Below are 23,467 nucleotides of genomic sequence, written 5' to 3' on the forward strand. Positions count from 1 at the left end.
GCCGGGAAGGGACCGGCGTTCTCACGCTTCCTGAGCGGTCCCCGACCCGGAGTCGGACCCGTCATTCGCGGACCAGAAGGCTGTGAGCGCCTCCAGCAGCGCGGAGGGATTCTCCAGCTGCGCGGAGTGGGCGGCGTCGGGGATAAGCGTGAAGGACGCGCCGAGCCTCTTGGCCCAGGGCTCGTACCACTGCACCGGCCACATCGTGTCATTCGCGCCGACGACGACGCTCAGCGGCAGCCCGGTGGCGCGCAGTCGCTCGGTCATGTCAGGGAAGCGCGCCACGATCCTCGCGATCCCCCGCAGGCCCGCCAAGGGGGTGGCCAGGGCCCGCAGGCGCAGCACCTCCAGATGCGAGCTCCCCTGGGGCTCCTTGGGCATCCCGGGGTGGATGAGGCGGTGCGCGATCCTCGCGCCGAGAGGGCCGTACAGCAGGCGCATCCCGTGCATCATCCACATGCGGGGCCCGGGCCTGGGGCCTGAGGAGAAGATGGTGAGGGTGCGGAAGAGCGTCGGGTCGGCGATGGCCGTCGCCCGGGCGATGATCCCGCCGAAGCTGTGCCCCACGAGGTGCACCGGGACGTCCTCGGCCCCGAAGGACCTGGCGACGGCGAGGGCGTCCTCCACGTAGTCCTCGATCCGGTACTCGCGGGTGCGCTTGGGAGCCGAAGAGTCCGCCTGGCCGCGCTGGGAGTACGCCAGGGCGGTGTAACCGGCGTCCTGGACCATGGGCAGGAAGGAGGAGAAGTCCTCCTTCGAGCCGGTGAAGCCGGGGATGAAGATCACGCGCACGGGCTCGGCGCCGCCCTCCTCAGCGGGAGCCACCTGGGCGAGGGTCGCGGTGAGCATGCCCGCCGGCGCGGGGATCGCGAGTATCCGCAGGTCCTCGTCGAGGGGCTCCGGTCCGAAGGGGGCGTGCGGGAGCGCACCGGCGATAGGCGTGAGCATGCGCGAGAGCCTACTGGCCGCAGCATGTGGACTCACGCAGGACCGGTCCCAGTGTCCGGCGGGGCTCGGGGGCGGGACGGATTCGTCCCCGTCGAGCCGGGGCACTACCCTGGGCCCAGCACCAGCGGCCACGCCGTCGGGCGCGCTCGCGCGCGATCCCGGTACCCCAGGCGGTGCCGCGCCGCACTGGACCTTTCGAGGAAGGCGCCCGCATATGAATGACGCAGCCGCCGCGACCGGCGCACTGTCCCCACTCGACGCCGACGGCATCAGCGCCGTCGTCGAGCAGGGCCTGGCAGCCATCGCCGCCGCCGACTCCCTGCCGGCGCTCAAGGAGGCGCGACTGGCCTACACCGGTGACGCCTCCGCGCTTGTGGCCGCCAACCGCGGCATCGGCGCCCTGCCCAAAGAGGACAAGCCCACCGCCGGCAAGCTGCTCGGCGCCGCCCGGGGTCGGCTGAGCGCCGCCCTCGCCGCGCGGACCGCGGAGCTCGAGGCCGCCGCCGAGGCGGACATGCTCGCCACCGAGACCGTTGACGTCACCATCCCCACGGACCGCGGCCCGCTCGGCTCACGCCACCCGCTGGACGTCCTCATGGACGAGGTCTCCGACTTTTTCGCCGCCATGGGCTGGACCATCGCCGAGGGGCCGGAGGTCGAGCACGAGTGGTTTGACTTCGACGCCCTCAACTTCGACGCCGACCACCCCGCCCGCCAGATGCAGGACACCTTCTACATCGACGGCGCTTCCGTGGGCGCCGCCGCCGGCGAGCCCTCGAACCTCGTCATGCGCACCCACACCTCCCCGGTGCAGGCCCACGTCATGCTCACCTCCGAGCCCCCCATCTACGTCGCCTGCCCCGGCAAGGTCTTCCGCTCCGACGAGCTCGACGCCACCCACACCCCCGTCTTCCACCAGGTCGAGGGCCTGGCCGTGGACAAGGGCCTGACCATGGCCCACCTCAAGGGCACCCTCGACCACTTCGCCCGCGCCATGTTCGGCCCCGATGCCCGCACACGCCTGCGCCCCTCCTTCTTCCCCTTCACCGAGCCCAGCGCCGAGATGGACCTGTGGTTCCCGCAGAAGAAGGGCGGGCCCGGCTGGATCGAGTGGGGCGGCTGCGGCATGGTCAACCCCAATGTGCTCATCGCCTGCGGCATCGACCCCGAGGTCTACACCGGCTTCGCCTTCGGCATGGGCCTGGAGCGCACCCTCATGCTGCGCCACGGCATCGCCGACATGCATGACATCGTCGAGGGGGACATCCGCTTCTCCCAGCAGTTCGGAACCACCGGAAAGGGCCACTGACATGCCGTACGTCCCCCTGGAGTGGCTGCGCGAGCACGTCGACGTCCCCACCTCCACCACCGCCGAGGAGCTTGCCTCCGCCCTCGTGCGCGTCGGCCTGGAGGAGGAGCGGATCGTCCCTCCCGCCATTACCGGCCCCCTCGTCGTCGGCAAGGTCCTCACCCGCGAGGCCAAGGAGCAGTCCAACGGCAAGGTCATCAACTACTGCCGCGTGGACGTCGGCCCCGAGCACAATGACGCCCCCGGTACCGGCAAGGAGCCCTCGGAACTGCCCAGCCGCGGCATCGTCTGCGGCGCCCATAACTTCGAGGTCGGGGACAGTGTGGTCGTCTCCCTGCCCGGCGCCGTCCTGCCCGGTGACTTCGCCATCGCCGCTCGCAAGACCTATGGCCACGTCTCCGACGGCATGATCTGCTCTGCCCGGGAGCTGGGCATCGGGGAGGACCACGACGGCATCATCGTCCTGGACCAGTGGCTCGCCGCCCACGGGCATGACGGCGAGGAGCCTCCCGCTCCCGGCACCGATGCCCTGCCCCTGCTCGGTCTGGGGGAGGAGGTCCTGGAGATCAACATCACCCCGGACCGCGGCTACTGCTTCTCCATGCGCGGAGTCGCCCGCGAGTACTCCCACGCCACTGGTGCGCGCTTTCGTGACCCCGCCGACGGCGCCGACACGACCCTGTTCCCGCACGGCCTCGCCGAGGCGAGCGAGGACGGCTTCCCCGTCGTCGTCGCCGAGGACACCCACCCGATCCACGGCCGTGCGGGCTGCGACCGCTACGTGGCGCGCCTCGTCACCGGCATCGACCCCGCCGCGCCGTCCCCGAAGTGGATGGTCGACCGCCTCACCGCCGCCGGCATGCGCCCCATCAGTCTGGCCGTCGATGTGACCAACTACGTCATGCTCGACCTGGGCCAACCCCTCCACGCCTTCGACGCCGACAAGCTCGTCGCCCCGATCGTCGTGCGCCGTGCCAGGGCGGGGGAGTCCCTTACCTTCCTCGATGAGGTCACCCGCGCCCTCGACCCCGAGGACCTCGTCATCTCCGACTCCGACGGCGGGCAGGGCGCGCGCCCCCTCGTCCTGGCCGGGGTCTTCGGCGGCGCCGACACCGAGATCGACGCCTCCACACGCAACGTGCTCATCGAGGCCGCCCACTTCGACGCCGTGTCCATCGCCCGTTCCTCGCGGCGCCACAAGCTGCCCACCGAGTCCGCCAAGCGCAACGAGCGCGGCGTGGACACCGCCCTGGCCGCCGTCGCCGCCCAGAGGGCCGTCGACCTGCTCGTCGAGTACGGCGGCGGCAGCGCCGAGCCCGTGGCCACCGATGTGGACCGCACCAGCGCTCCCGAGCCGATCGTCATCCGCGCCGACGCCGCGGAGCGGCTCACGGGCGTTGCCTACGGCACCGCGCGGGTCACCGAGCTGCTCGAGATGATCGGCTGCGCTGTCGCCCCCGCAGGCACCGATGGCGCCGGCCGCGAGCTCCTCGCCGTCACGCGCCCCACCTGGCGCCCCGACCTCGTGGGCGCCGCCCACTTCGCCGAGGAGGTGGCCCGTCTCGACGGCTATGACGCGATCCCCGCGATCGTGCCCACCGCTCCCGCCGGGCTGGGCCTGACTCCCCGGCAGAAGGCGCGGCGCGACGCCGTCGCCGCCCTCGCGCACGCCGGCCTCACCCAGGTCCTCTCCTACCCCTTCATCGGCGATGCCCACGACCGCCTCGGAATCCCGGCGGCCGATCCGCGCCGCCGAGCGGCCCGGCTGGTCAACCCCCTGGCCGAGGATGCCCCCGCGCTGCGCACCTCGATCCTCGACACCCTCGTGGATACCGCCCGGCGCAACATCTCCCGCGGCCTGCCCGATGTCGCCGTCTTCGAGATCGGGGCCGTCACCCGTCCCGCGGGGACCGCGCCCGCACCGATCATCGGCGTGGACCGGCGCCCCACCGACGATGAGCTCGCCGCCCTCGAGGCCGGCATCCCCGACCAGCCGCTCCACATCGGTGCCGTCCTGGCAGGGGACCGCCAGCGCGCCGGCGTGCTCGGCGCCGCCCGCCCCTGGGACTGGGCCGACGCCGTGGAGACCGTGCGCACCGTCGCCCGCGCCGTGGGCCTGGGGCTGGAGGCCGCCGCGCCCGCCGCTCCCATCGCCCCCTGGCACCCCGGGCGCATCGCCGAGCTCCGCCTGCCGCCGATCAGGGCCGGCAGGGAGGTCATCCCCGGTCAGGTCGTCGCGCACGCCGGCGAGCTGCACCCCCGGGTGGCGCGCGCCCTCGGCCTGCCCGAGCGCTCCTGTGCCGTGGAGATCGACCTCGACGCCCTCCTCGACGCCGCCGAGGACCGAGGCGCCCTCCAGGTGAGCGCGATCTCGACCTTCCCTGCCGCCAAGGAGGACATCGCGCTGGTTGTCGACGAATCCGTCACCGCCTCCCAGGTGGAGGCGATCATCCGCGCCACCGCCAAGGACTTGGCTGAGGACGTGCGCCTCTTCGACGTCTTCCGCGGTGAGCAGCTGGGCGAGGAGCGCAAGTCGCTCGCCTTCTCCCTGCGCCTGCGAGCCGCCGACCGCACCTTGACGGCCGAGGACACCGCCAGCATCCGCAAGCGGATCATCAAGCGTGCCGCCAAGGCCCTGGGCGCCGAGCTGCGCGCCTGAGGCCCTGCGAATTCACGGCCTGGAGTCCCAGCGTGATCCCTCTCTTTCGTGCTTGACTTTCCGTCATGACCATCCTCCTGACTTCCTCGTCCCGCCACGGCACCACCGACTCGATCGCCGGCGTCATCGCCCAGCGTTTGCGCGAGGCGGGTCTCGACGTCGATGAGGCGCGTCCGGAGGAGGTGACCAGCGTCGAGGGGTATGACGCCTTCGTGCTGGGCAGCGCGATCTACATGACGCGCTGGACCGAGCAGGCCACCGACTTCACGCGCCGCTTCCGCGAGGAGCTGTCCGCCCATCCTGTGTGGGCTTTCTCCGTGGGCCTGTCCGGGGTGGACAAGGGCGAGGTGAGCGACCCGCTCCGCATCGGGCCGGTGCTCCTGTCCCTCAAGGCGCGCGAGCATGTGACCTTCTCCGGGCGCTTCGACCCGGCTCAGCTCAACCTCCGCGAACGCACCATCGCCAGGATGGGCGGCGCCTCCGAGGGCGACTTCCGCGACTGGGGCGCCGTGTGCGCCTTCGCCGACTCCATCGCCTCGACACTGCGCGGCCGGGCCTGAGGGAGTCCCGTTCCACGAGACCCCGGCCTCGCCATGTGCATTTCTATGCAATGGCGTGTATGGTTCACGTATGACGTGGACAGCAGCGGTCGTGGGCGCAACCGGATACGCCGGTGGCGAGGTCCTCAGGCTCCTCGCCGCGCACCCCGAGATCGAGATCGGCGCCGTGACCGCCAACTCCTCGGCTGGGGCGCATCTTGGGCAGATCCAGTCCCACCTGCCCGAGCTGGCGATAAGGGAGGTCGAGCCCACCGAGGCCGGGCGCCTGGCCGAGCATGACATTGTCATCCTCGCCCTCCCGCACGGGGCCTCCGGGCAGGTCACCGCCGCCATTGAGGATGCCGCCCGGGCCTCGGGTCGCTCCCCGATCCTCCTCGACTGCGGCGCTGACCACCGCCTCACCTCGGCTGCGGCCTGGGAGCACTACTACGGCGGTCCCTTCGCCGAGCCCTGGACCTACGGCATGCCCGAGCTCCTCCACGCCGGTGAGACCAGTCCCGCCGCCCAGCGCGCCGCGCTGAGCGCCGCCACGCGCATCGCCGTTCCCGGATGCAACGTCACTGCCGTCACCCTCGCCGCCCAGCCCGGTGCTGCGGCCGGCCTTATCGACACCTCCTCGCTCACCGCAGTCCTCGCGGTCGGCTACTCCGGGGCGGGAAAGTCCCTCAAGCCCCATCTCACCGCCGCCGAGGCCCTCGGCTCCGCCCAGGCCTACGCCGTGGGCGGCACCCACCGCCACATCCCGGAGATCGTCCAGAACCTCCAGGTAGCCGGCCTTCCCGCGGGAACCACGCGCCTATCCTTCACCCCGGTGCTCGTGCCCATGAGCCGGGGGATCCTCGCCACAGTCATCGCCCCTCTGACCGCGCTCGCCCTCGGCGCCGACGCCCCCCAGGCCCGCCTGCGCGAGACCTGGATCGACGCCTACGGTTTGGGCGGCGACGGCGAGGCCCTCATCCACATCCTGCCCGAGGGCGTGTGGCCCACCACCGGCTCCGTCCTCGGCTCCGGCCTCGCCTACGTGCAGGTCGCCGTCGACGTCGCGGCCGGGGTGGCAACGATGATGTGCGCCATCGATAACCTCGGCAAGGGGACCGCCTCGGCCGCCATCCAGTCCCTCAACCTCGCCCTGGGTCTGCCCGAGACCACGGGCGTCATCATGCGAGGAGTAGCGCCGTGAGCATCACCGCCGCCAAGGGATTCCGTGCCACGGGAGTCAAGGCCGGGCTCAAGGCCTCGGGGAATCCCGACCTCGCCCTCGTCGTCAATGACGGCCCGCTGGCGGTCGCCGCCGGGGTGTTCACCACCAATCGAGTGGTCGCCGCGCCCGTGTCCTGGTCCCGTCAGGCCCTGGCCGCCGGTCCCGCGGCGCGCGCCGTCATCCTCAACTCCGGGTCCGCCAACGCCTGCACCGGTGAGCGCGGGACCGCCGATGCCGCCGCCACCGCCGCCCATGTGGCGGGGCTCCTCGGCTGCGACCCCACGGACGTCCTCGTGTGCTCCACCGGAGTCATCGGCGAGCCCATCGACATGGGCTCCCTGCTCCCCGGCGCGGACACCGCGCTCGCCGCCCTGGCCGCCACGCCCGAGGCCGGCCACGAGGCCGCCGTCGCCATCATGACCACCGACACCGTCCCCAAGGAGGCCGCGGCCGCCCGCGACGGATGGACCATCGGCGGCATGATCAAGGGCGTGGGCATGCTCGCCCCCGGGCTGGCCACCATGCTCTGCGTGCTCACCACCGACGCCGTCGTCGAGCCCGGAACCGCTCAGGCCACCCTGGCCTCGGCCGCCGCGCGCACCGTCAACCGCATCAACTCCGACGGCTGCATGTCGACCAACGACACCGTCCTCCTCCTGGCCTCAGGGGCCTCCGGGATCACCCCGACGGACGCCGAGCTCGCCGACGCCGTCCACGAGGTCCTGGGCGCTCTGGGCCGCAGGCTCGTCGCCGACGCCGAGGGCGCCACTCACGACATCGCCATCACCGTGCTGGGCGCGGCCAGCGAGGAGGCGGCCGAGGCCGCGGCTCGCACAGTCTCGGCCTCCAACCTGCTCAAATGCGCTGTCGCCGGCGAGGACCCCAACTGGGGACGCGTCCTGTCGCAGCTCGGGACCGTTCCCGAGCAGGTATGCCCCTTCAACCCCGACGAGGTGGATGTGACCATCAACGGCGTCACCGTCTTCCGCCATGGCGGCCCGGGCGAGTCCCGGGACTGCGTGGACATGCGCCCCCGGGAGACCCGGATCGATATCGACCTGGGGGCGGGATCGGCCCGGGCGACCGTCTGGACCAATGACCTCACCCACGGCTACGTCACCATCAACGCCGACTACACCACCTGAGCATCCGCGATGAGTATCGAGACATCCCAGATCAGCCCTCAGATCAAGGCCGAGGTTCTCCTCGAGGCCGTGCCATGGCTGCGCAGCTACAAGGGCGTCACCATGGTCATCAAGTACGGCGGCAACGCCATGATCGATGAGGATCTCAAGCGGGCCTTCGCCCAAGACATCCTCTTCCTCCACCAGGTCGGCGTGCGGCCCGTCGTCGTCCACGGCGGCGGTCCCCAGATCAACGAGATGCTGGGCCGCCTCGGCATCGAGTCGGAGTTTCGCGGCGGGTTGCGCGTGACCACTCCGGAGGTCATGGACGTGGTCCGCATGGTGCTCACCGGCTCGGTCCAGCGCGAGCTCGTCTCCCTGCTCAACCTCGACGGGTCCGCCGCCGTGGGTATCTCCGGGGAGGACGGAGGCCTCCTGCGCGCCAGCCAGCGCTCCGCCACCGTCGACGGAGCCAGCGTGGACGTTGGTCTCGTCGGCGACGTCGTCGAGGTCAGCCCCCAGCCGATCATCGACCTGCTCGACCAGGGCCGTATTCCCGTCATCTCGTCCGTGGCGCCGCTGGTGACCGACTCGGCGACCGTCCTCAATGTCAACGCGGATACCGCCGCCGCCGCCATCGCCATCGCGCTGAGGGCCCGCTCACTGGTCATGCTCACCGACGTCGAGGGCCTTTACGCCGCATGGCCGGACCGCTCATCGCTCGTCCCCTTCATCTCCGCCCGCGCCCTGGAGGAGATGCTCCCCAGCCTCGCCAGCGGCATGATCCCCAAGATGGAGGCCTGCCTGCGGGCCGTGCGCGGGGGAGTGGGACAGGCCCATGTCATCGACGGGCGCCAGGCGCACTCCATGCTCCTGGAGATCGTCACCGATGAGGGAGTGGGCACCGTCATTCACCCGGGGGACAGCCCCGTACCACCACTCGACGGAGGGAAGCGGCTATGACCGAGGCGACCACCACCGCGCCGGAGAGCGCCGGCAGCAATGCCGAGTGGCGCGACCGCTACGCCAGTGCCGTCATGAACACCTTCGGCACGCCCTCGCGCGTCCTCGTGCGGGGCAGCGGGATGAGGGTCTGGGACGCCGACGGCGCCGAGTACCTCGACCTGCTTGCCGGCATCGCCGTCAACTGCCTCGGTCACGCCCACCCGGCGGTCGTCGATGCCGTGAGCACCCAGTTGGCCACACTGGGGCACGTCTCCAACTTCTTCACCACCCCCGCCCAGGTCCGCCTGGCCGAGGAGCTCATCACCCTGTCCCTCCCGGGCGCCGAGCCCGGTGCCTCCCGGGTCTTCCTGGCCAACTCCGGCACCGAGGCCAACGAGGGGGCGCTCAAGATCGCCCGCCGCCACGGCTCCTCCTCCCGGCCCCGCGTCCTCGCCCTCGAGCAGGCCTTCCACGGGCGCACCATGGGCGCGCTCGCCATGACCCACAAGGCCGCCTACCGCGAGCCCTTCGAGCCCCTTCCCGGGGGCATCGAGTTCGTGCCCGTCGGGGACGTGAGCGCCCTGAGGGATGCCATGGGGCCCGATGTCGCCGCCCTCATCGTCGAGCCCATCCAGGGCGAGGCCGGCGTGCGCCCCCTGCCCGACGGCTACCTCGAGGCCGCCCGCGCCCTGACCCGCGACGCCGGTGCCCTGCTCATCATCGATGAGGTCCAGACCGGCATGGGCCGCGCGGGCGCCTGGATGGCTCACCACATCCTGGCCCCCGGCATCGTCCCCGACGTCGTCACCCTGGCCAAGGGCCTGGGCGGCGGGATGCCGATCGGCGCGGTGGTGGCCACCGGCCAGGCGGCCGAGCTCCTCGGCCCAGGCCAGCACGGCACCACCTTCGGCGGCAACCCGGTGTCGGCCAGCGCCGCCCTGGCCGTGATCGATACCCTGCGCTCCGAGGGCCTCCTGGCGCGTGCGGCCAGCCTTGGCGAGCGCTGGGCGGCGGAGCTCGCCAAGGTGCCCGGCGTCACCGCCGCGCGCGGACTGGGACTGCTCATCGGCGTCGCCCTCGACCCCGCGGTCGGGCCCGCCTCTGGAATCGCCGAGGACCTCGCTCGGGCCGGGTTCATCGTCAACGCCCCCCGGGACGACACCTTGCGCCTGGCGCCGCCCCTCATCCTGTCCGATGAGGACGCCGACGCCTTCACGACCGAGCTCTCGGCCCTCCTCGCCGCACGCCTGGCGAGCGCCTCCGAGGGCGCCGCGACGACTGCGGGGAGCCATGACTGAGCGCATGAGCGATCCGGGCGCATCCGCGACCAGGGCCGATCCCTCCGCCCAAGCCGTTCCAGCGGCGCCGGCCACGAAGGCCGCCAGACACGCCCTCATCCGTCAGATCCTGGGCCATTCCCGGATCCGATCCCAGGCCGAGCTGCGCGAGGCCCTCGCCGGGCGGAGCGTGAGCACCACCCAGGCCACCCTGTCCCGGGACCTCGTCGAGTTGCGCGCCACGAAGATCCGGACCTGCGACGGCGCGCTCGTCTACGCTGTCCCCGAGGCCGGGGCGCCCGGGCAAATGCGCGCGGCGCAGGCGGTGGCCGAGGGCGCGGATGAGAACGACCTGAGCCCCTACACGACGCCCCGGCTGGCCCGTTGGTGCGCCGACCTGCTGGTGACGGCCGAGTGGTCCGGCGGCCAGCTCGTGCTGCGCACCCCGGCCGCCTCGGCCCAGCTGCTGGCCAGCGCCGTCGACGACTCGATGCTTCCCGGGGTCCTGGGCTGCATCGCCGGAGACGACACCGTCCTGGTCATCACCCGCTCCGAGGAGATCGCGGCCCGCGTGGCCACGCATCTGCTCGCCCTGGCCGACCCAGCGGGAAGACGCTGACGGCCGATCCCCGCCCCGACCACCCAAAGGAGCGCCACGCCCTGCCCGGGCGCTCCCTCCAACCGACAGGCCGGCCCGCCGGCGCAACCCCTCCTATGGAGATCCCTCATGAACAAGAACACTGATCGCGTCGTCCTGGCCTACTCCGGCGGGCTGGACACCTCAGTCGCCATCGGCTGGATCGCAGAGCAGACCGGCCGAGAGGTGGTCACCGTCTCGGTCGACGTCGGGCAGGGCGGCGAGGACCTCGATGTCATCCGTCAGCGCGCGCTCGACTGCGGCGCTGTCGAGGCCTATATCGCCGACGCCCGCGACGAGTTCGCCACCGACTACTGCATGCCGGCGCTCAAGGCCAACGCGCTCTACGAGGGAGCCTACCCGCTCGTATCCGCCCTGTCCCGGCCGGTCATCGCCAAGCACCTCGTGCGCGCCGCCCGCGAGTTCGGCGCCTCGACGGTGGCGCACGGCTGCACCGGGAAGGGCAACGACCAGGTCCGCTTCGAGGTCGCCATCACCTCCATGGCACCGGATATGGACTGCCTGTCCCCGGTGCGCGACCTCGCCCTGACGCGCGATGTCGCCATCGAGTACGCCGAGAAGCACAGCCTCCCCATCGAGACCACCAAGCACAACCCCTTCTCCATCGACCAGAACGTGTGGGGGCGCGCCGTCGAGACCGGCTTCCTGGAGGACCTGTGGAACGCCCCGACGAAGGACGTCTACACCTACACCGATGACCCCACCTACCCGCCGCTGCCCGACGAGGTCATCATCACCTTCAAGGAGGGCCTGCCCGTGGCGATCGACGGCGCGGCCGTCACCCCGCTCCAGGCCATCCAGGAGCTCAACCGCAGGGGAGGGGCCCAGGGGATCGGTCGCATCGACATGGTCGAGGACCGCCTCGTGGGTATCAAGTCCCGGGAGATCTATGAGGCGCCCGGCGCCGTCATCCTCATCGAGGCCCACCGGGCCCTGGAGGCCGTCACCCTCGAGCGCCTCCAGCGCCGCTACAAGCGCCAGATCGAGCAAACCTGGGGCGAGCTCGTCTACGAGGCGCAGTGGTACTCGCCGCTCAAGCGCTCCCTGGACGCCTTCATCGAGGACACCCAGCACTACGTCAGCGGGGATATCCGAATGGTCCTCCATGGCGGGCGCGCCACCGTCAACGGGCGCCGCAGCGAGAGCGGGCTCTACGACTTCAACCTGGCCACCTACGACTCGGGCGATACCTTCGACCAGTCCTCATCCCGGGGCTTCATCGAGATCTACGGCATGCAGCCCAAGCTCGCCGCCGCCAGGGCCGAGCGCCTCGGCGAGGGCGAGGGCTTCTGATCCCGGTGGGCGGCGCGCGGCCAGCGCCTTCGCGCGCCACTGGTCGCGCGCGGCCCATCGGGCCGCGCTGGGGCGCCATGTGGGACTAACATCTGAGGAGCTCCGTCGTCTGGCATCGCCCGCGGGAGCACCGACGGAGCAGGACCGACAGACACGGATGACAAAAATGCAGCGTGAGGAGATCGACGCCCCCGCGGGGCGCGCCCATGGGCGCTCAGTCATCCCCGGCCTCGCCGTGTGGGCCTTCTTCCTGACCTTCTCCGGGCAGGGCATCCGCAACGTCGTGGGCTGGACGCCCTTCGGCATCATTGCGGCGATCAGTGGGATCGCGCTGTACGCGGCCTTCCGCCTCGAGGGGCACCGGATCGTATGGCGCGCGTTGCCCCCCGCGACATGTGCCTACTGCCTATGGTGCGTGGCCAGCATCGCCTGGACCCAGTTCCCCAATGAGACCCTCCTCGCCTCCGCCCTCATGGTGGCGACCACTGCGGCCGGCATCCTCCTGGCCTGCGCGCTCTCGCTGCGCCAGCTCACGGTCGCCCTGGGGCGCTCCCTCGAGGCCACGATCGCACTGAGCCTGGCGCTCGAGACCTACGTGGCGCTCGTCCTCAAGCACCCTCTCATCCCCCTCTACATGCGGGGATGGGAGAGCGTGCCCATCTCCTATTTCTGGAGCGAGAACCGACTGCTCCAGGGAGGCCCGATCCAGGGGATCGTCGGCAACCGCAATCCGCTGGCCTTCATCGCCCTGCTCGCCCTCATCTGCGTGGTCGTGCGATGGAGGGATCAGCAGATCAGCCGCTCCCACCTCATCGTGTGGTCCTCGCTCTCGGTGCTCACGCTGGTCCTGACCCGCTCGGCCACGGTGACGGTCGCGGCGGTGATCTGCGCGATCCTCGCCGTGGTGCTGTGGTGGCTGCGGCACGTGCCCCGGGAGCAGCGCTACCAGGCGATCCTGCGCACCGCCGCGGCCTGCCTGCTGATCGGCCTGATGGCGCTCCTCTTCCGCCACGACCTGGCCATGCTGCTCAACCGCAGCCCGGACATGTCGGGCCGGGCGATCATCTGGGAGCGCGTCATCGACCTGTGGAAGCAGCACTCCATCCTGGGATGGGGATGGGTCATGTACTGGCAGCCCTGGCTCCCGGTGTTCCAGACGCTCGTCGTCCGCCCCGACGGCACCCCGACCATGAGCGCGCACAACGCCTATCTCGAGGCGCTGTTCCAAACGGGTATCGTCGGATTCATCCTCATCGTGGCCGTCGTCCTGCTGCTCCTCGTGCGCACCGGACGGCTGGCCCTGCTCTACCTCGATTCCGCGCCCTCGGTGCTGCTGCCCCTCCTCGTCTCCGCCGCGCTGGCGATCCAGGCCCTGACTGAGTCCCGCCTGCTGTCCGAGGGCAACTGGATGGTCGCCTGCGCCATCGGCACCTGGTTGGGACTGCACCGCCTCACCGTCAAGGAGGCCGGACGGCCCAGCCGGACCAGGATCGGGGAGGACCCCCGCCGGTGAATGCGTCATGATGGGGTCATGACGTCTCCGCTCGACCGCATTCCCGACGCCGCAGATGCCGCCGCCTTCAGGAGCCCCCCGGAGGGCCGGGGCGCTATCAGCCTGTGGGGCGGGCGCTTCACCGGTGGCCCCGCCCAGGCGCTGGCGGCGCTGAGTGTATCCACCCACTTCGACTGGCGACTGGCCCGCTACGACATCGCCGGCTCGCGCGCGCACGCCCGCGCGCTGGCGGGCGCGGGCTTGCTCGACGACGACCAGCTCACCGGCATGCTCGATGCCCTCGACCGCCTGGAGGACGACGTCGTCAGCGGGGCCTTCACCCCGACGCCGGCGGACGAGGACGTCCACACGGCCCTCGAGCGCGGCCTTATGGAGCGCGCCGGTGAGGACCTCGGTGGGCGCCTGAGGGCGGGGCGCTCGCGCAACGACCAGATCGCCACGCTCATCCGCATGTACCTGCGCGACCAGGCCCGCCACGTCGCCGGACTCGTCCTCGATGTCGTCGACGCCCTCGTCGACCAGGCCGCCGCCGCCGGTGAGGCGATCATGCCGGGCCGCACCCACATGCAGCACGCCCAGCCCGTGCTCGTCGCCCACCACCTGCTGGCCCACGCCTGGCCGCTCATGCGCGACGTCGAGCGCCTGGAGGACTGGGACGCCCGTGCCGCGGTGAGCCCTTACGGCTCCGGCGCCCTGGCCGGCAACACGCTGGGGATGGACCCCGACGCCGTCGCCGCCGACCTCGGCTTCGACGCCTCGGTGGAGAACTCCATCGACGGCACGGCGGCCCGCGACGTCGTCGCGGAGATGAGCTTCATCCTGGCGATGACGGCGGTGGATATCTCGCGCCTGAGCGAGGAGATCATCATCTGGAACACCAAGGAGTTCGGATTCGTCACCCTCGACGACTCCTACTCCACGGGATCGTCGATCATGCCGCAGAAGAAGAACCCGGACGTGGCCGAGCTCGCCCGCGGCAAGGCGGGTCGCCTCATCGGAGACCTTGCCGGCCTGCTCGCCACCCTCAAGGCCCTGCCCCTGGCCTACGATCGCGACCTGCAGGAGGACAAGGAGCCGGTCTTCGACGCCCTCGACACCCTCGCGGTGCTCCTGCCGGCCGTGTCCGGGATGGTCGCCACCATGCGCCTGGACACCGCGCGCATGGCCGAGCTCGCCCCCCAGGGCTTCTCCCTGGCCACCGACGTCGCCGAGTGGCTGGTCAAGGAGGGTGTGCCCTTCCGCGAGGCTCACGAGATCTCGGGGGCCTGCGTGCGTGAGTGCGAGACGCGCGGCATGGAGCTGTGGGATCTGAGCGACGAGGACTTCGCGGCTATCGACGCGCGCCTGAATCCGGGCGTGCGCGAGATCCTGACCGCCGCCGGCTCGGTGGCGGCGCGCCGGGGCCACGGCGGGACCGCGCCCGTGCGCGTCGTCGAGCAGCTGGCACGCGCCATTGAGCGCTCGGCCGAGCTGCGGGTCTTCTCCTGGGAGGGCTCCCTGCTCGATGGGCCTGACGGCGCGGGGCCTGAGGACTGACATGCCCTCCGCACCGGACGGGCCCTCCGAGTCCGCGGCCCCCGAGGGCAGCGGACGGGGGATCGGCCTGGCCGAGGAGACGCGGCGCCTGCTGGCCCTTGACTGCCTGGAGGCGGCCCCGCAGCTCCTGGGGGCGGTCATCTCCGCCACCGACTCCGCGGGAACCGTCTCGGTGCGCCTGACTGAGGTCGAGGCCTACCGGGGTGAGCAGGATCCCGGCTCCCACGCCTACCGGGGGCCCACCGCCCGCAACGCCTCGATGTTTTGCGCGGGCGGTGTCATCTACGTCTACTTCACCTACGGCATGCACCACTGCGTCAACGTCGTCACCGGGCCCGAGGGCGTGTCCCGTGCCGTGCTGCTGCGTGGCGGTGAGGTGGTGGAGGGACTTGAGCTCGCCCGATCGCGCCGGCCGGCCGCCCGCAGCGACCGGGACCTGGCCCGTGGGCCCGCGCGCCTGTGCCGGGCGCTGGGACTTTCGCTCGACGACGACGGCGTCGCGCTGGGTGCGCCGGGCTCTCGCGTGAGCCTGGCGCTGGCCGAGCCCGGCACTGCTCCGGCGCCGGACGCTGTCCGCACGGGGGCGCGCACGGGGGTGTCGGGCCCCGGCGGCGACGGCAGGCTCTACCCGTGGCGCTTCTGGATCGACGGCGAGCCCACCGTCTCGCCCTACAGGGCGGCCGCACCCAGGCGAGCCAGGCGAGGGGGAGCCTCGCCGGGAGGGCTGTGATGCCCGGGGACTACTGGAACCACAACACGGTCCTCCACAATGAGCTCGCCGCCCGACGCCGCTGTCGGGGGCTGGAGGCCGGGCTGGAGCGCCTGGCGGGGCTCGTGGCGCCCGGCGGACGGCTCACGGTTGTCGGGCTCGCCGCGAGCGCGAGCGTCTGGGACTGGATCGTCTCGGGGCTGAGCCTCCTGTCGATCCCGATGGCGGGCCGACTCCACGGCGAGACGCGGGACATCGGCGTGCCCGTCGCGAGGCTCCGCGAGTCGCTGGCGGAGGTCCGCCGGGCGGCGGCGCTGATCCTCCCGGGGGCACGGGTGCGGCGCCGCTTCTACGACCGCTACACCCTCACCTGGGACCGGCCCGGAGGGCGCTCGTGACCGTCTCCAGAGCCCGGCCAATGCCGGTCCGACGCGTGCTCGAGCGCCTGCGCTGGGAGAGTACGGGCCCAGGATCGGCCTGGTTCCGGAGCGCTGAGCCGGATGGGGGCCTGAGCGGCTCCGCCAACGTGGCAGACTAGCGCCGCCGAGGCGCGCGCCCGGCGCCGCCGCCCCCATCCGAGGCCGGCTCAGACCCATGGAAGGCAACAGGACCGTGACCGACATCCTGGACGAGTTGCAGTGGCGTGGGCTCATCGCCCAGCACACAGACATCGACGCGCTCCGCGCTGCGCTCACCGAGGGCCGGATCACCTTCTATTGCGGTTTCGATCCCACCGCGCCGTCGCTCCACCACGGGCACCTCGTGGCCGTCAAGGTCATGCGCCACCTCCAGATGGCCGGGCACCACCCCCTCGCGCTCGTCGGCGGTGCCACCGGACTGGTGGGAGATCCCCGCGACAAGGGCGAGCGCGCCCTCAACACCCCAGAGGTCGTGGCCGGGTGGGCGCGCTCCCTGCAATCCCAGCTCGAGAACCTCCTGGACTTCGAGGGTGCCAACCCCGCCCGTATCGTCAACAACCTCGACTGGACCGCCGAGCTGACCGCCATCGGCCTGCTGCGCGACCTCGGCAAGTACTTCCGCATGGGGACCATGCTCTCCAAAGACATCGTCGCGCGCCGCCTGGCCAGCGAGGAGGGCATCTCCTACACCGAGTTCAGCTACCAGATCCTCCAGGCCAACGACTACCTCGAGCTCTTCCGCCGCTACGGTTGCACCCTCGAGGTCGGCGGGAACGACCAGTGGGGCAACCTCGTGGGCGGCATGGACCTCATCCACAAGGTCGAGGGCGCATCCGTCCACGTCATGACCAACCCGCTCATCACCAAGTCCGACGGCACGAAGTTCGGCAAGACCGAGGGCGGCGCCATCTGGCTCAATCCCGAGATGCTCAGCCCCTACGCCTTCTACCAGTTCTGGCTCCACGTGGACGATGACGACGTCGTGCGCTTCCTCAAGGTCTTCACCTTCCTGGACCGCGCGGAGATCGAGTGCCTCGAAGCGACCGTCGCCGATAACCCCAAGGCGCGCGAGGCCCAGCGGGCGCTCGCCCGCGAGGTCACGCGCTGGGTCCATGGCGAGGAGGCGCTCGTGCGGGCCGAGGCGGCCACGGCGGCGCTCTGGGGCCGGGGCGATCTGGCCGGGATCGACGAGGCGACCATGGCGGCGGCCACGGCGGACCTGCCTGGCTCGGATCTGGTCGTGGGAGAGTCGACGATCGTTGATCTCCTCGTCGGCGCCGGGCTGGAGAAGGGGCGCGGCGCGGCACGCCGGACCATCGCCGCAGGCGGCGCCTACCTCAACAACGTCAAGGTCACCGACGAGGATCTCGTGGTGACCGAGGCCGATCTGCTCGCCGGGGGAGTGGTCCTCGTGCGCAAGGGGCGCAGGACGCTCTCAGTGGCGCGGAGCAAGTGACGAGGAGACTCGCGAGCGCCTATCTGAAGCCCTCTGATCTGCGAGAAGTCGGTGGCAGCGCCTATGTGATCACCGTCACCGACTTGTTATTTGACGACGCGGCGAGCGCTACGTAATCTACTCCTCGGCCAAACGCGGCGCCGAGATTTTCTCGGGGTCGAATGGCTGGAACTGAACAGGGGGTGCGAGATCGGGATCACCGGTCCTTGGTTTGATCTGAGGCGCTCCATTCTGTAATGTTTCCTTCGCGCCTTCTTGTGGTGGTGGCCCTTGTTGTGGGGTTGTTGTTGTGGGGTGGGTGTGTTGTTTGAGAACTCGATAGTGTGTCATGCTTGTTTATGTCATTTTTTGGCCTGTCTGGGTGCTTGATTTTTTTGGTTGGGTGTCTTGGGTGGGTTGTGCTGTGGTGGTTGGCTTGTGCTGTTGCCTGTTTTGGGTGGTGGTGTGGGTTGGTTGCTGTGGCTTTTTTTGTTTGGCCTGTGCTGTTGCCTGTTTTTGGGTGGTGGTGTGGGTTGGGCCTGGTTTGTTTTTTCTGGGCTTGGCTTATGGGATGGATGCGCTTGGTCTGCCTTGTGTTTGGGGTGGGTTGGGTGTGTTTGTTTTGTGGGTTTTGTTTGGAGAGTTTGATCCTGGCTCAGGACGAACGCTGGCGGCGTGCTTAACACATGCAAGTCGAACGGTGAAGCCCTGGCTTTTGTTGGGGTGGATGAGTGGCGAACGGGTGAGTAACACGTGAGTAACCTGCCCCCTTCTTCTGGATACCGCCACGAAAGTGGTGTTAATACGGGATATTCTGGCTCTGTCGCATGGTGGGGTTGGGAAAGGTCTTTTGTCTGGTGGGGGATGGGCTCGCGGCCTATCAGCTTGTTGGTGGGGTGATGGCCTACCAAGGCTTTGACGGGTAGCCGGCCTGAGAGGGTGGACGGCCACACTGGGACTGAGACACGGCCCAGACTCCTACGGGAGGCAGCAGTGGGGGATATTGCACAATGGGCGGAAGCCTGATGCAGCGACGCCGCGTGAGGGATGGAGGCCTTCGGGTTGTGAACCTCTTTCGCTAGTGAAGAAGGCCTGCTTTTTTGGGTGGGTTGACGGTAGCTGGATAAGAAGCGCCGGCTAACTACGTGCCAGCAGCCGCGGTAATACGTAGGGCGCGAGCGTTGTCCGGAATTATTGGGCGTAAAGGGCTTGTAGGCGGTTGGTCGCGTCTGCCGTGAAATCCTCTGGCTTAACTGGGGGCGTGCGGTGGGTACGGGCCGGCTTGAGTGCGGTAGGGGAGACTGGAATTCCTGGTGTAGCGGTGGAATGCGCAGATATCAGGAGGAACACCGGTGGCGAAGGCGGGTCTCTGGGCCGTTACTGACGCTGAGGAGCGAAAGCGTGGGGAGCGAACAGGATTAGATACCCTGGTAGTCCATGCTGTAAACGTTGGGCACTAGGTGTGGGGGGCCTTTCCGGGTTTTCCGCGCCGTAGCTAACGCATTAAGTGCCCCGCCTGGGGAGTACGGCCGCAAGGCTAAAACTCAAAGGAATTGACGGGGGCCCGCACAAGCGGCGGAGCATGCGGATTAATTCGATGCAACGCGAAGAACCTTACCAAGGCTTGACATGTCGGTGTTGGTCGCGGAGACGTGGCTTCCCTGCTTTTGTGGGGCGCCGTCACAGGTGGTGCATGGTTGTCGTCAGCTCGTGTCGTGAGATGTTGGGTTAAGTCCCGCAACGAGCGCAACCCCTGTCCCGTGTTGCCAGCGCGTTATGGCGGGGACTCGCGGGAGACTGCCGGGGTCAACTCGGAGGAGGGTGGGGATGACGTCAAATCATCATGCCCCTTATGTCTTGGGCTTCACGCATGCTACAATGGCCGGTACAGAGGGTTGCGATGCCGTGAGGCGGGGCGAATCCCTTAAAGCCGGTCTCAGTTCGGATCGGTGTCTGCAACTCGACACCGTGAAGTTGGAGTCGCTAGTAATCGCGGATCAGCAACGCCGCGGTGAATACGTTCTCGGGCCTTGTACACACCGCCCGTCACGTCATGAAAGTCGGCAACACCCGAAGCCCGTGGCCTTATGGGGAGCGGTCGAAGGTGGGGCTGGTGATTGGGACGAAGTCGTAACAAGGTAGCCGTACCGGAAGGTGCGGCTGGATCACCTCCTTTCTAAGGAGTTTTTGGCCTCTCGTTTGTTATTGCCTGGTCGTGGTTGGCTGGGTTCGGGGGGTTGGGTGATGTGGGTGAGTGTGGCGCGCTATCGGGGTTCTGGGGCGGCATGCCGTTCCCTTTTGTGGGCCTGATGCTGGCTTGTCTCCCTTTGGTTGGGGGGTGGGTTGGTGTGTGGGTGGGTTGGTTGTGAACTGTATAGTGGGCGCGAGCATCTGCATGGTTCCGTGTTTGCTGTTTTCTTGGTGGGTTCTGGCCTGGTTTGGGTTGGGGTTTGCTGAGGGGGTGGTGTGCGGGGCTGTGTGTGATTTCGTTTGTTTTTGCTCTGTGTGTTTTGTGTGTTGTTTGTTTTTATGGGCGTTCGGTGGATGCCTTGGCATCAGGGGCCGATGAAGGACGTGGTGGCCTGCGATAAGCCTCGGGGAGCCGGCTAGCGGGCTGTGATCCGAGGGTTTCCGAATGGGGGGACCCGGCCGGGGTCATGCCCGGTCACCTGCGCTTGAATTTCATAGGGCGTGGGGGGTGACGCGGGGAAGTGAAACATCTCAGTACCCGCAGGAGAGGATATTCCGTGAGTAGTGGCGAGCGAAAGCGGATGATGGTTAAACCGTGGTCGTGTGATTACCCGGCAGGGGTTGCGGTTGCGGGGTTGTGGGGCATCGCCGTTCTCGTTTCTGCCGGAGCGGGGCGCAGTGAGAAAGCTTGTCTGGTAGCCGAACCTCCTGGGAAGGGGGGCCGTAGTGGGTGATAGCCCCGTAGGCGGAACTGGTGGGCCTGTGTGTGTGGTGTTCCCGAGTAGCACGGGGCCCGTGGAATCCTGTGTGAATCTGCCGAGACCACTCGGTTGCCTGAATACTTCCTGATGACCGATAGCGGATGAGTACCGTGAGGGAATGGTGAAAAGTACCCCGGGAGGGGAGTGAAAGAGTACCTGAAACCGGGCGCCTACGAGCCGTCAGGGCCCTTTTTTGGGGTGATGGCGTGCCTATTGAAGAATGAGCCTGCGAGTCAGTGGCGTGTCGCGAGGCTAACCCGTGTGGGGGAGTCGTAGCGAGAGCGAGTCCGAATTGAGGGCGTTTTAGTGGCGCGTCCTGGACCCGAAGCGGGGTGATCTACCCATGGCCAGGTTGAAGCACGTGTAAGAGCGTGTGGAGGACCGAACCCACCTCAGTTGAAAATGGGGGGGATGAGCTGTGGGTAGGGGTGAAAGGCCAATCAAACTCCGTGATAGCTGGTTCTCCCCGAAATGCATTTAGGTGCAGCGTCTCGTGTTGCCCGGCGGAGGTAGAGCTACTGGGTGGCTGATGGGCCCCACAGGGTTACTGACGTCAGCCAAACTCCGAATGCCGTTCGGGTGTGAGCGGGGCAGTGAGACGGCGGGGGATAAGCTCCGTCGTCGAGAGGGAAACAGCCCAGATCGCCGGCTAAGGCCCCTAAGCGCGTGCTAAGTGGGAAAGGATGTGCGGTCGCGCAGACAACCAGGAGGTTGGCTTAGAAGCAGCCATCCTTGAAAGAGTGCGTAATAGCTCACTGGTCAAGTGATCGTGCGCCGACAATGTAGCGGGGCTCAAGCACGCCGCCGAAGCCGCGGACCCGTCGCGTTTGTTCCTTTCCTTCCTTGTCCCTTTTTGGGCGGGTTGGGCAGGGGTGGCGGGTGGTAGGGGAGCGTCCTGCGCCGGGTGAAGCCTCGGGGTGACCCAGGGGTGGATGGCGTGGGAGTGAGAATGCAGGCATGAGTAGCGATACTAGGGTGAGAAGCCCTAGCGCCGAATGACCAAGGGTTCCAGGGCCAGGCTAGTCCGCCCTGGGTGAGTCGGGACCTAAGGCGAGGCCGACAGGCGTAGTCGATGGATGACGGGTTGATATTCCCGTACCGGTGTAGCACCGTCCATGCTGACGTGCGGGTGCTGACCCACGCCGCTGCTCACGTTGACTTGTGCTGGGGGCTTTCGGGTTCCTGGTGTGGGTTGTGGGTGGTGGTCTGGGGACCCTCCGTGCTGGTAGGCAAGCGCATTAACAGGGGTGACGCGCAGTGGTAGCCTCGCGGGCCTGATGGCTTGGCCCGTTCAAGCGTGCGGCCCGGTCCCTAGGTAAATCCGGGGGCTGCCTGCCCTGTGGGGTGGGAGGGTGAGGCGTGATGGTGACCCCGCTTTTTGGTGGGGGATAGTAGGGTGATCCTGTGGCGCCGAGAAAAGCCCCGGCGCGAGGTGCGAGCCGCCCGTACCCTAAACCGACACAGGTGGTCGGGCAGAGTATGCCTAGGCGCACGAGTGAATCATGGTGAAGGAACTCGGCAAAATGCCCCCGTAACTTCGGGAGAAGGGGGGCCTGAACCCTGAGACGGCTTGCCCGTTGGGGGGGAGGGTCGCAGAGACCAGGGGGGAGCGACTGTTTACTAAAAACACAGGTCCGTGCGAAGCCGCAAGGCGATGTATACGGACTGACGCCTGCCCGGTGCTGGAAGGTTAAGAGGATCTGTCAGCCCCTTTTTTTGGGGTGAAGCGGTGAATTCAAGCCCCAGTAAACGGCGGTGGTAACTATAACCATCCTAAGGTAGCGAAATTCCTTGTCGGGTAAGTTCCGACCTGCACGAATGGCGTAACGACTTCCCCGCTGTCTCCACCATGAGCTCGGCGAAATTGCAGTACGAGTAAAGATGCTCGTTTCGCGCAGAAGGACGGAAAGACCCCGGGACCTTTACTATAGCTTGGTATTGGCGTCCGCTATGGCTTGTGCAGGATAGGTGGGAGACTGTGAGGCCGTCACGCTAGTGGTGGTGGAGTCGTTGTTGAAATACCACTCTGGCCATGGCGTGCGCCTGAACCTGGGCCCGTGATCCGGGTCAGGGACAGTGCCTGGTGGGTAGTTTAACTGGGGCGGTTGCCTCCTAAAGTGTAACGGAGGCGCTCAAAGGTTCCCTCAGCCTGGTCGGCAACCAGGTGTTGAGTGCAAGTGCACAAGGGAGCTTGACTGTGAGACCGACGGGTCGAGCAGGTGCGAAAGCAGGAACTAGTGATCCGGCGATCCCGTGTGGGTGGGTCGTCGCTCAACGGATAAAAGGTACCCCGGGGATAACAGGCTGATCCTGCCCAAGAGTCCATATCGACGGCATGGTTTGGCACCTCGATGTCGGCTCGTCGCATCCTGGGGCTGGAGCAGGTCCCAAGGGTTGGGCTGTTCGCCCATTAAAGCGGTACGCGAGCTGGGTTTAGAACGTCGTGAGACAGTTCGGTCCCTATCCTCTGCGCGCGCAGGATACTTGAGAAGGCCTGTCCCTAGTACGAGAGGACCGGGACGGACGAACCTCTGGTGTGCCAGTTGTCCCGCCAGGGGCACGGCTGGTTGGCTACGTTCGGGACGGGTAACCGCTGAAAGCATCTAAGCGGGAAACCATCTTCAAGATGAGGTATCCATGCCCCTTTTTTTGGGGGGTGGGAGGTCCCCAGTGGATTACTGGGTTGATAGGCCAGGGGTGGAAAGCCTGTAAGGGCTATTGAGCTGACTGGTACTAATCGGCCGATACAATCAACATATTTAGCGCGCTGGCTTGTTCTTGCTTGTTTCCTTGTTGTGGGGCGGGTAGGGATGGTTGGTGCGTGTGCGGAGTTGTTTAGAATACGGCGGCGCGCCCACTATGCGGTTCATGACCAGCCCACAGCCCCCTCTTGTGTTTGTCCTCATGTTTTGTGTGGGGGTTGGGGGGTG

Annotated in this window: 15 protein-coding genes and 2 rRNA genes; 16 read left to right on the forward strand and 1 reads right to left on the reverse strand. The window is 68.4% G+C overall.

The genetic code is table 11. The features are described 5' to 3' along the window. Positions 1-21 precede the first annotated feature (21 nt). Complete coding sequence (locus B6G06_RS03545; protein WP_158082843.1) at positions 22-948, reverse strand: alpha/beta fold hydrolase; 927 nt, start codon at positions 946-948, stop codon at positions 22-24. Positions 949-1,162: 214 nt separating this feature from the next. Here B6G06_RS03545 and pheS point away from each other — a divergent pair, with 214 nt between their 5' ends. The 16 genes from pheS (at position 1,163) to B6G06_RS03625 (ending at position 23,295) form a co-directional block, all read left to right on the forward strand. Beyond that, positions 1,163-2,257 (forward strand): phenylalanine--tRNA ligase subunit alpha, encoded by a 1,095-nt coding sequence (gene pheS / locus B6G06_RS03550; RefSeq protein WP_080463505.1) that lies wholly within the window; start codon positions 1,163-1,165, stop codon positions 2,255-2,257. 1 nt (position 2,258) lies between these two features. Beyond that, positions 2,259-4,916: a phenylalanine--tRNA ligase subunit beta gene (gene pheT / locus B6G06_RS03555; RefSeq protein WP_081170997.1), complete on the forward strand. Its 2,658-nt coding sequence runs from the start codon at positions 2,259-2,261 to the stop codon at positions 4,914-4,916. A 65-nt stretch (positions 4,917-4,981) separates the two neighbouring features. After that, positions 4,982-5,476 (forward strand): flavodoxin domain-containing protein, encoded by a 495-nt coding sequence (locus tag B6G06_RS03560; protein ID WP_080463503.1) that lies wholly within the window; start codon positions 4,982-4,984, stop codon positions 5,474-5,476. 70 nt (positions 5,477-5,546) lie between these two features. After that, the gene (gene argC, locus B6G06_RS03565; protein ID WP_081170999.1) at positions 5,547-6,656 is read left to right on the forward strand and encodes an N-acetyl-gamma-glutamyl-phosphate reductase; all 1,110 of its coding nucleotides are present in this window, start codon (positions 5,547-5,549) and stop codon (positions 6,654-6,656) included. Further along, positions 6,653-7,822, forward strand: a complete 1,170-nt coding sequence (gene argJ, locus B6G06_RS03570) for a bifunctional glutamate N-acetyltransferase/amino-acid acetyltransferase ArgJ (RefSeq protein WP_081171001.1) — start codon at positions 6,653-6,655, stop codon at positions 7,820-7,822. Before argC ends, argJ begins: the two co-directional genes overlap by 4 nt. 9 nt (positions 7,823-7,831) lie before the next feature. Further along, on the forward strand, positions 7,832-8,764 hold the full coding sequence (gene argB, locus B6G06_RS03575) for an acetylglutamate kinase (RefSeq protein ID WP_081171003.1): 933 nt from the start codon (positions 7,832-7,834) through the stop codon (positions 8,762-8,764). After that, positions 8,761-10,044 (forward strand): acetylornithine transaminase, encoded by a 1,284-nt coding sequence (locus B6G06_RS03580; protein WP_080463499.1) that lies wholly within the window; start codon positions 8,761-8,763, stop codon positions 10,042-10,044. Before argB ends, B6G06_RS03580 begins: the two co-directional genes overlap by 4 nt. A 4-nt stretch (positions 10,045-10,048) precedes the next feature. Further along, positions 10,049-10,642, forward strand: a complete 594-nt coding sequence (locus tag B6G06_RS03585) for an arginine repressor (RefSeq protein WP_080463498.1) — start codon at positions 10,049-10,051, stop codon at positions 10,640-10,642. Between the two features lie 108 nt (positions 10,643-10,750). Next, complete coding sequence (locus tag B6G06_RS03590; protein WP_081171005.1) at positions 10,751-11,974, forward strand: argininosuccinate synthase; 1,224 nt, start codon at positions 10,751-10,753, stop codon at positions 11,972-11,974. 166 nt (positions 11,975-12,140) lie between these two features. Further along, positions 12,141-13,487: an O-antigen ligase family protein gene (locus B6G06_RS03595; RefSeq protein WP_081171007.1), complete on the forward strand. Its 1,347-nt coding sequence runs from the start codon at positions 12,141-12,143 to the stop codon at positions 13,485-13,487. After that, positions 13,488-15,023: an argininosuccinate lyase gene (gene argH / locus B6G06_RS03600; protein ID WP_205635467.1), complete on the forward strand. Its 1,536-nt coding sequence runs from the start codon at positions 13,488-13,490 to the stop codon at positions 15,021-15,023. Between the two features lies 1 nt (position 15,024). Beyond that, positions 15,025-15,753 (forward strand): DNA-3-methyladenine glycosylase, encoded by a 729-nt coding sequence (locus tag B6G06_RS03605; RefSeq protein ID WP_081172190.1) that lies wholly within the window; start codon positions 15,025-15,027, stop codon positions 15,751-15,753. Beyond that, on the forward strand, positions 15,753-16,130 hold the full coding sequence (locus B6G06_RS03610; RefSeq protein ID WP_081171009.1) for a hypothetical protein: 378 nt from the start codon (positions 15,753-15,755) through the stop codon (positions 16,128-16,130). The genes B6G06_RS03605 and B6G06_RS03610 overlap by 1 nt, the downstream gene beginning before the upstream one ends. A gap of 214 nt (positions 16,131-16,344) precedes the next feature. Further along, on the forward strand, positions 16,345-17,607 hold the full coding sequence (gene tyrS, locus B6G06_RS03615) for a tyrosine--tRNA ligase (protein ID WP_080463494.1): 1,263 nt from the start codon (positions 16,345-16,347) through the stop codon (positions 17,605-17,607). A gap of 611 nt (positions 17,608-18,218) precedes the next feature. Then, positions 18,219-19,762: ribosomal RNA gene (locus B6G06_RS03620) — 16S ribosomal RNA — on the forward strand. Positions 19,763-20,101: 339 nt separating this feature from the next. Then, a 23S ribosomal RNA gene (locus tag B6G06_RS03625) occupies positions 20,102-23,295 on the forward strand. The 16S and 23S rRNA genes sit together here, the layout of an rRNA operon. The last annotated feature ends 172 nt before the right edge of the window (positions 23,296-23,467 follow it).

Source organism: Actinomyces gaoshouyii (genome assembly GCF_002076915.1).
In the GTDB taxonomy this organism is placed as follows: domain Bacteria; phylum Actinomycetota; class Actinomycetes; order Actinomycetales; family Actinomycetaceae; genus Actinomyces; species Actinomyces gaoshouyii.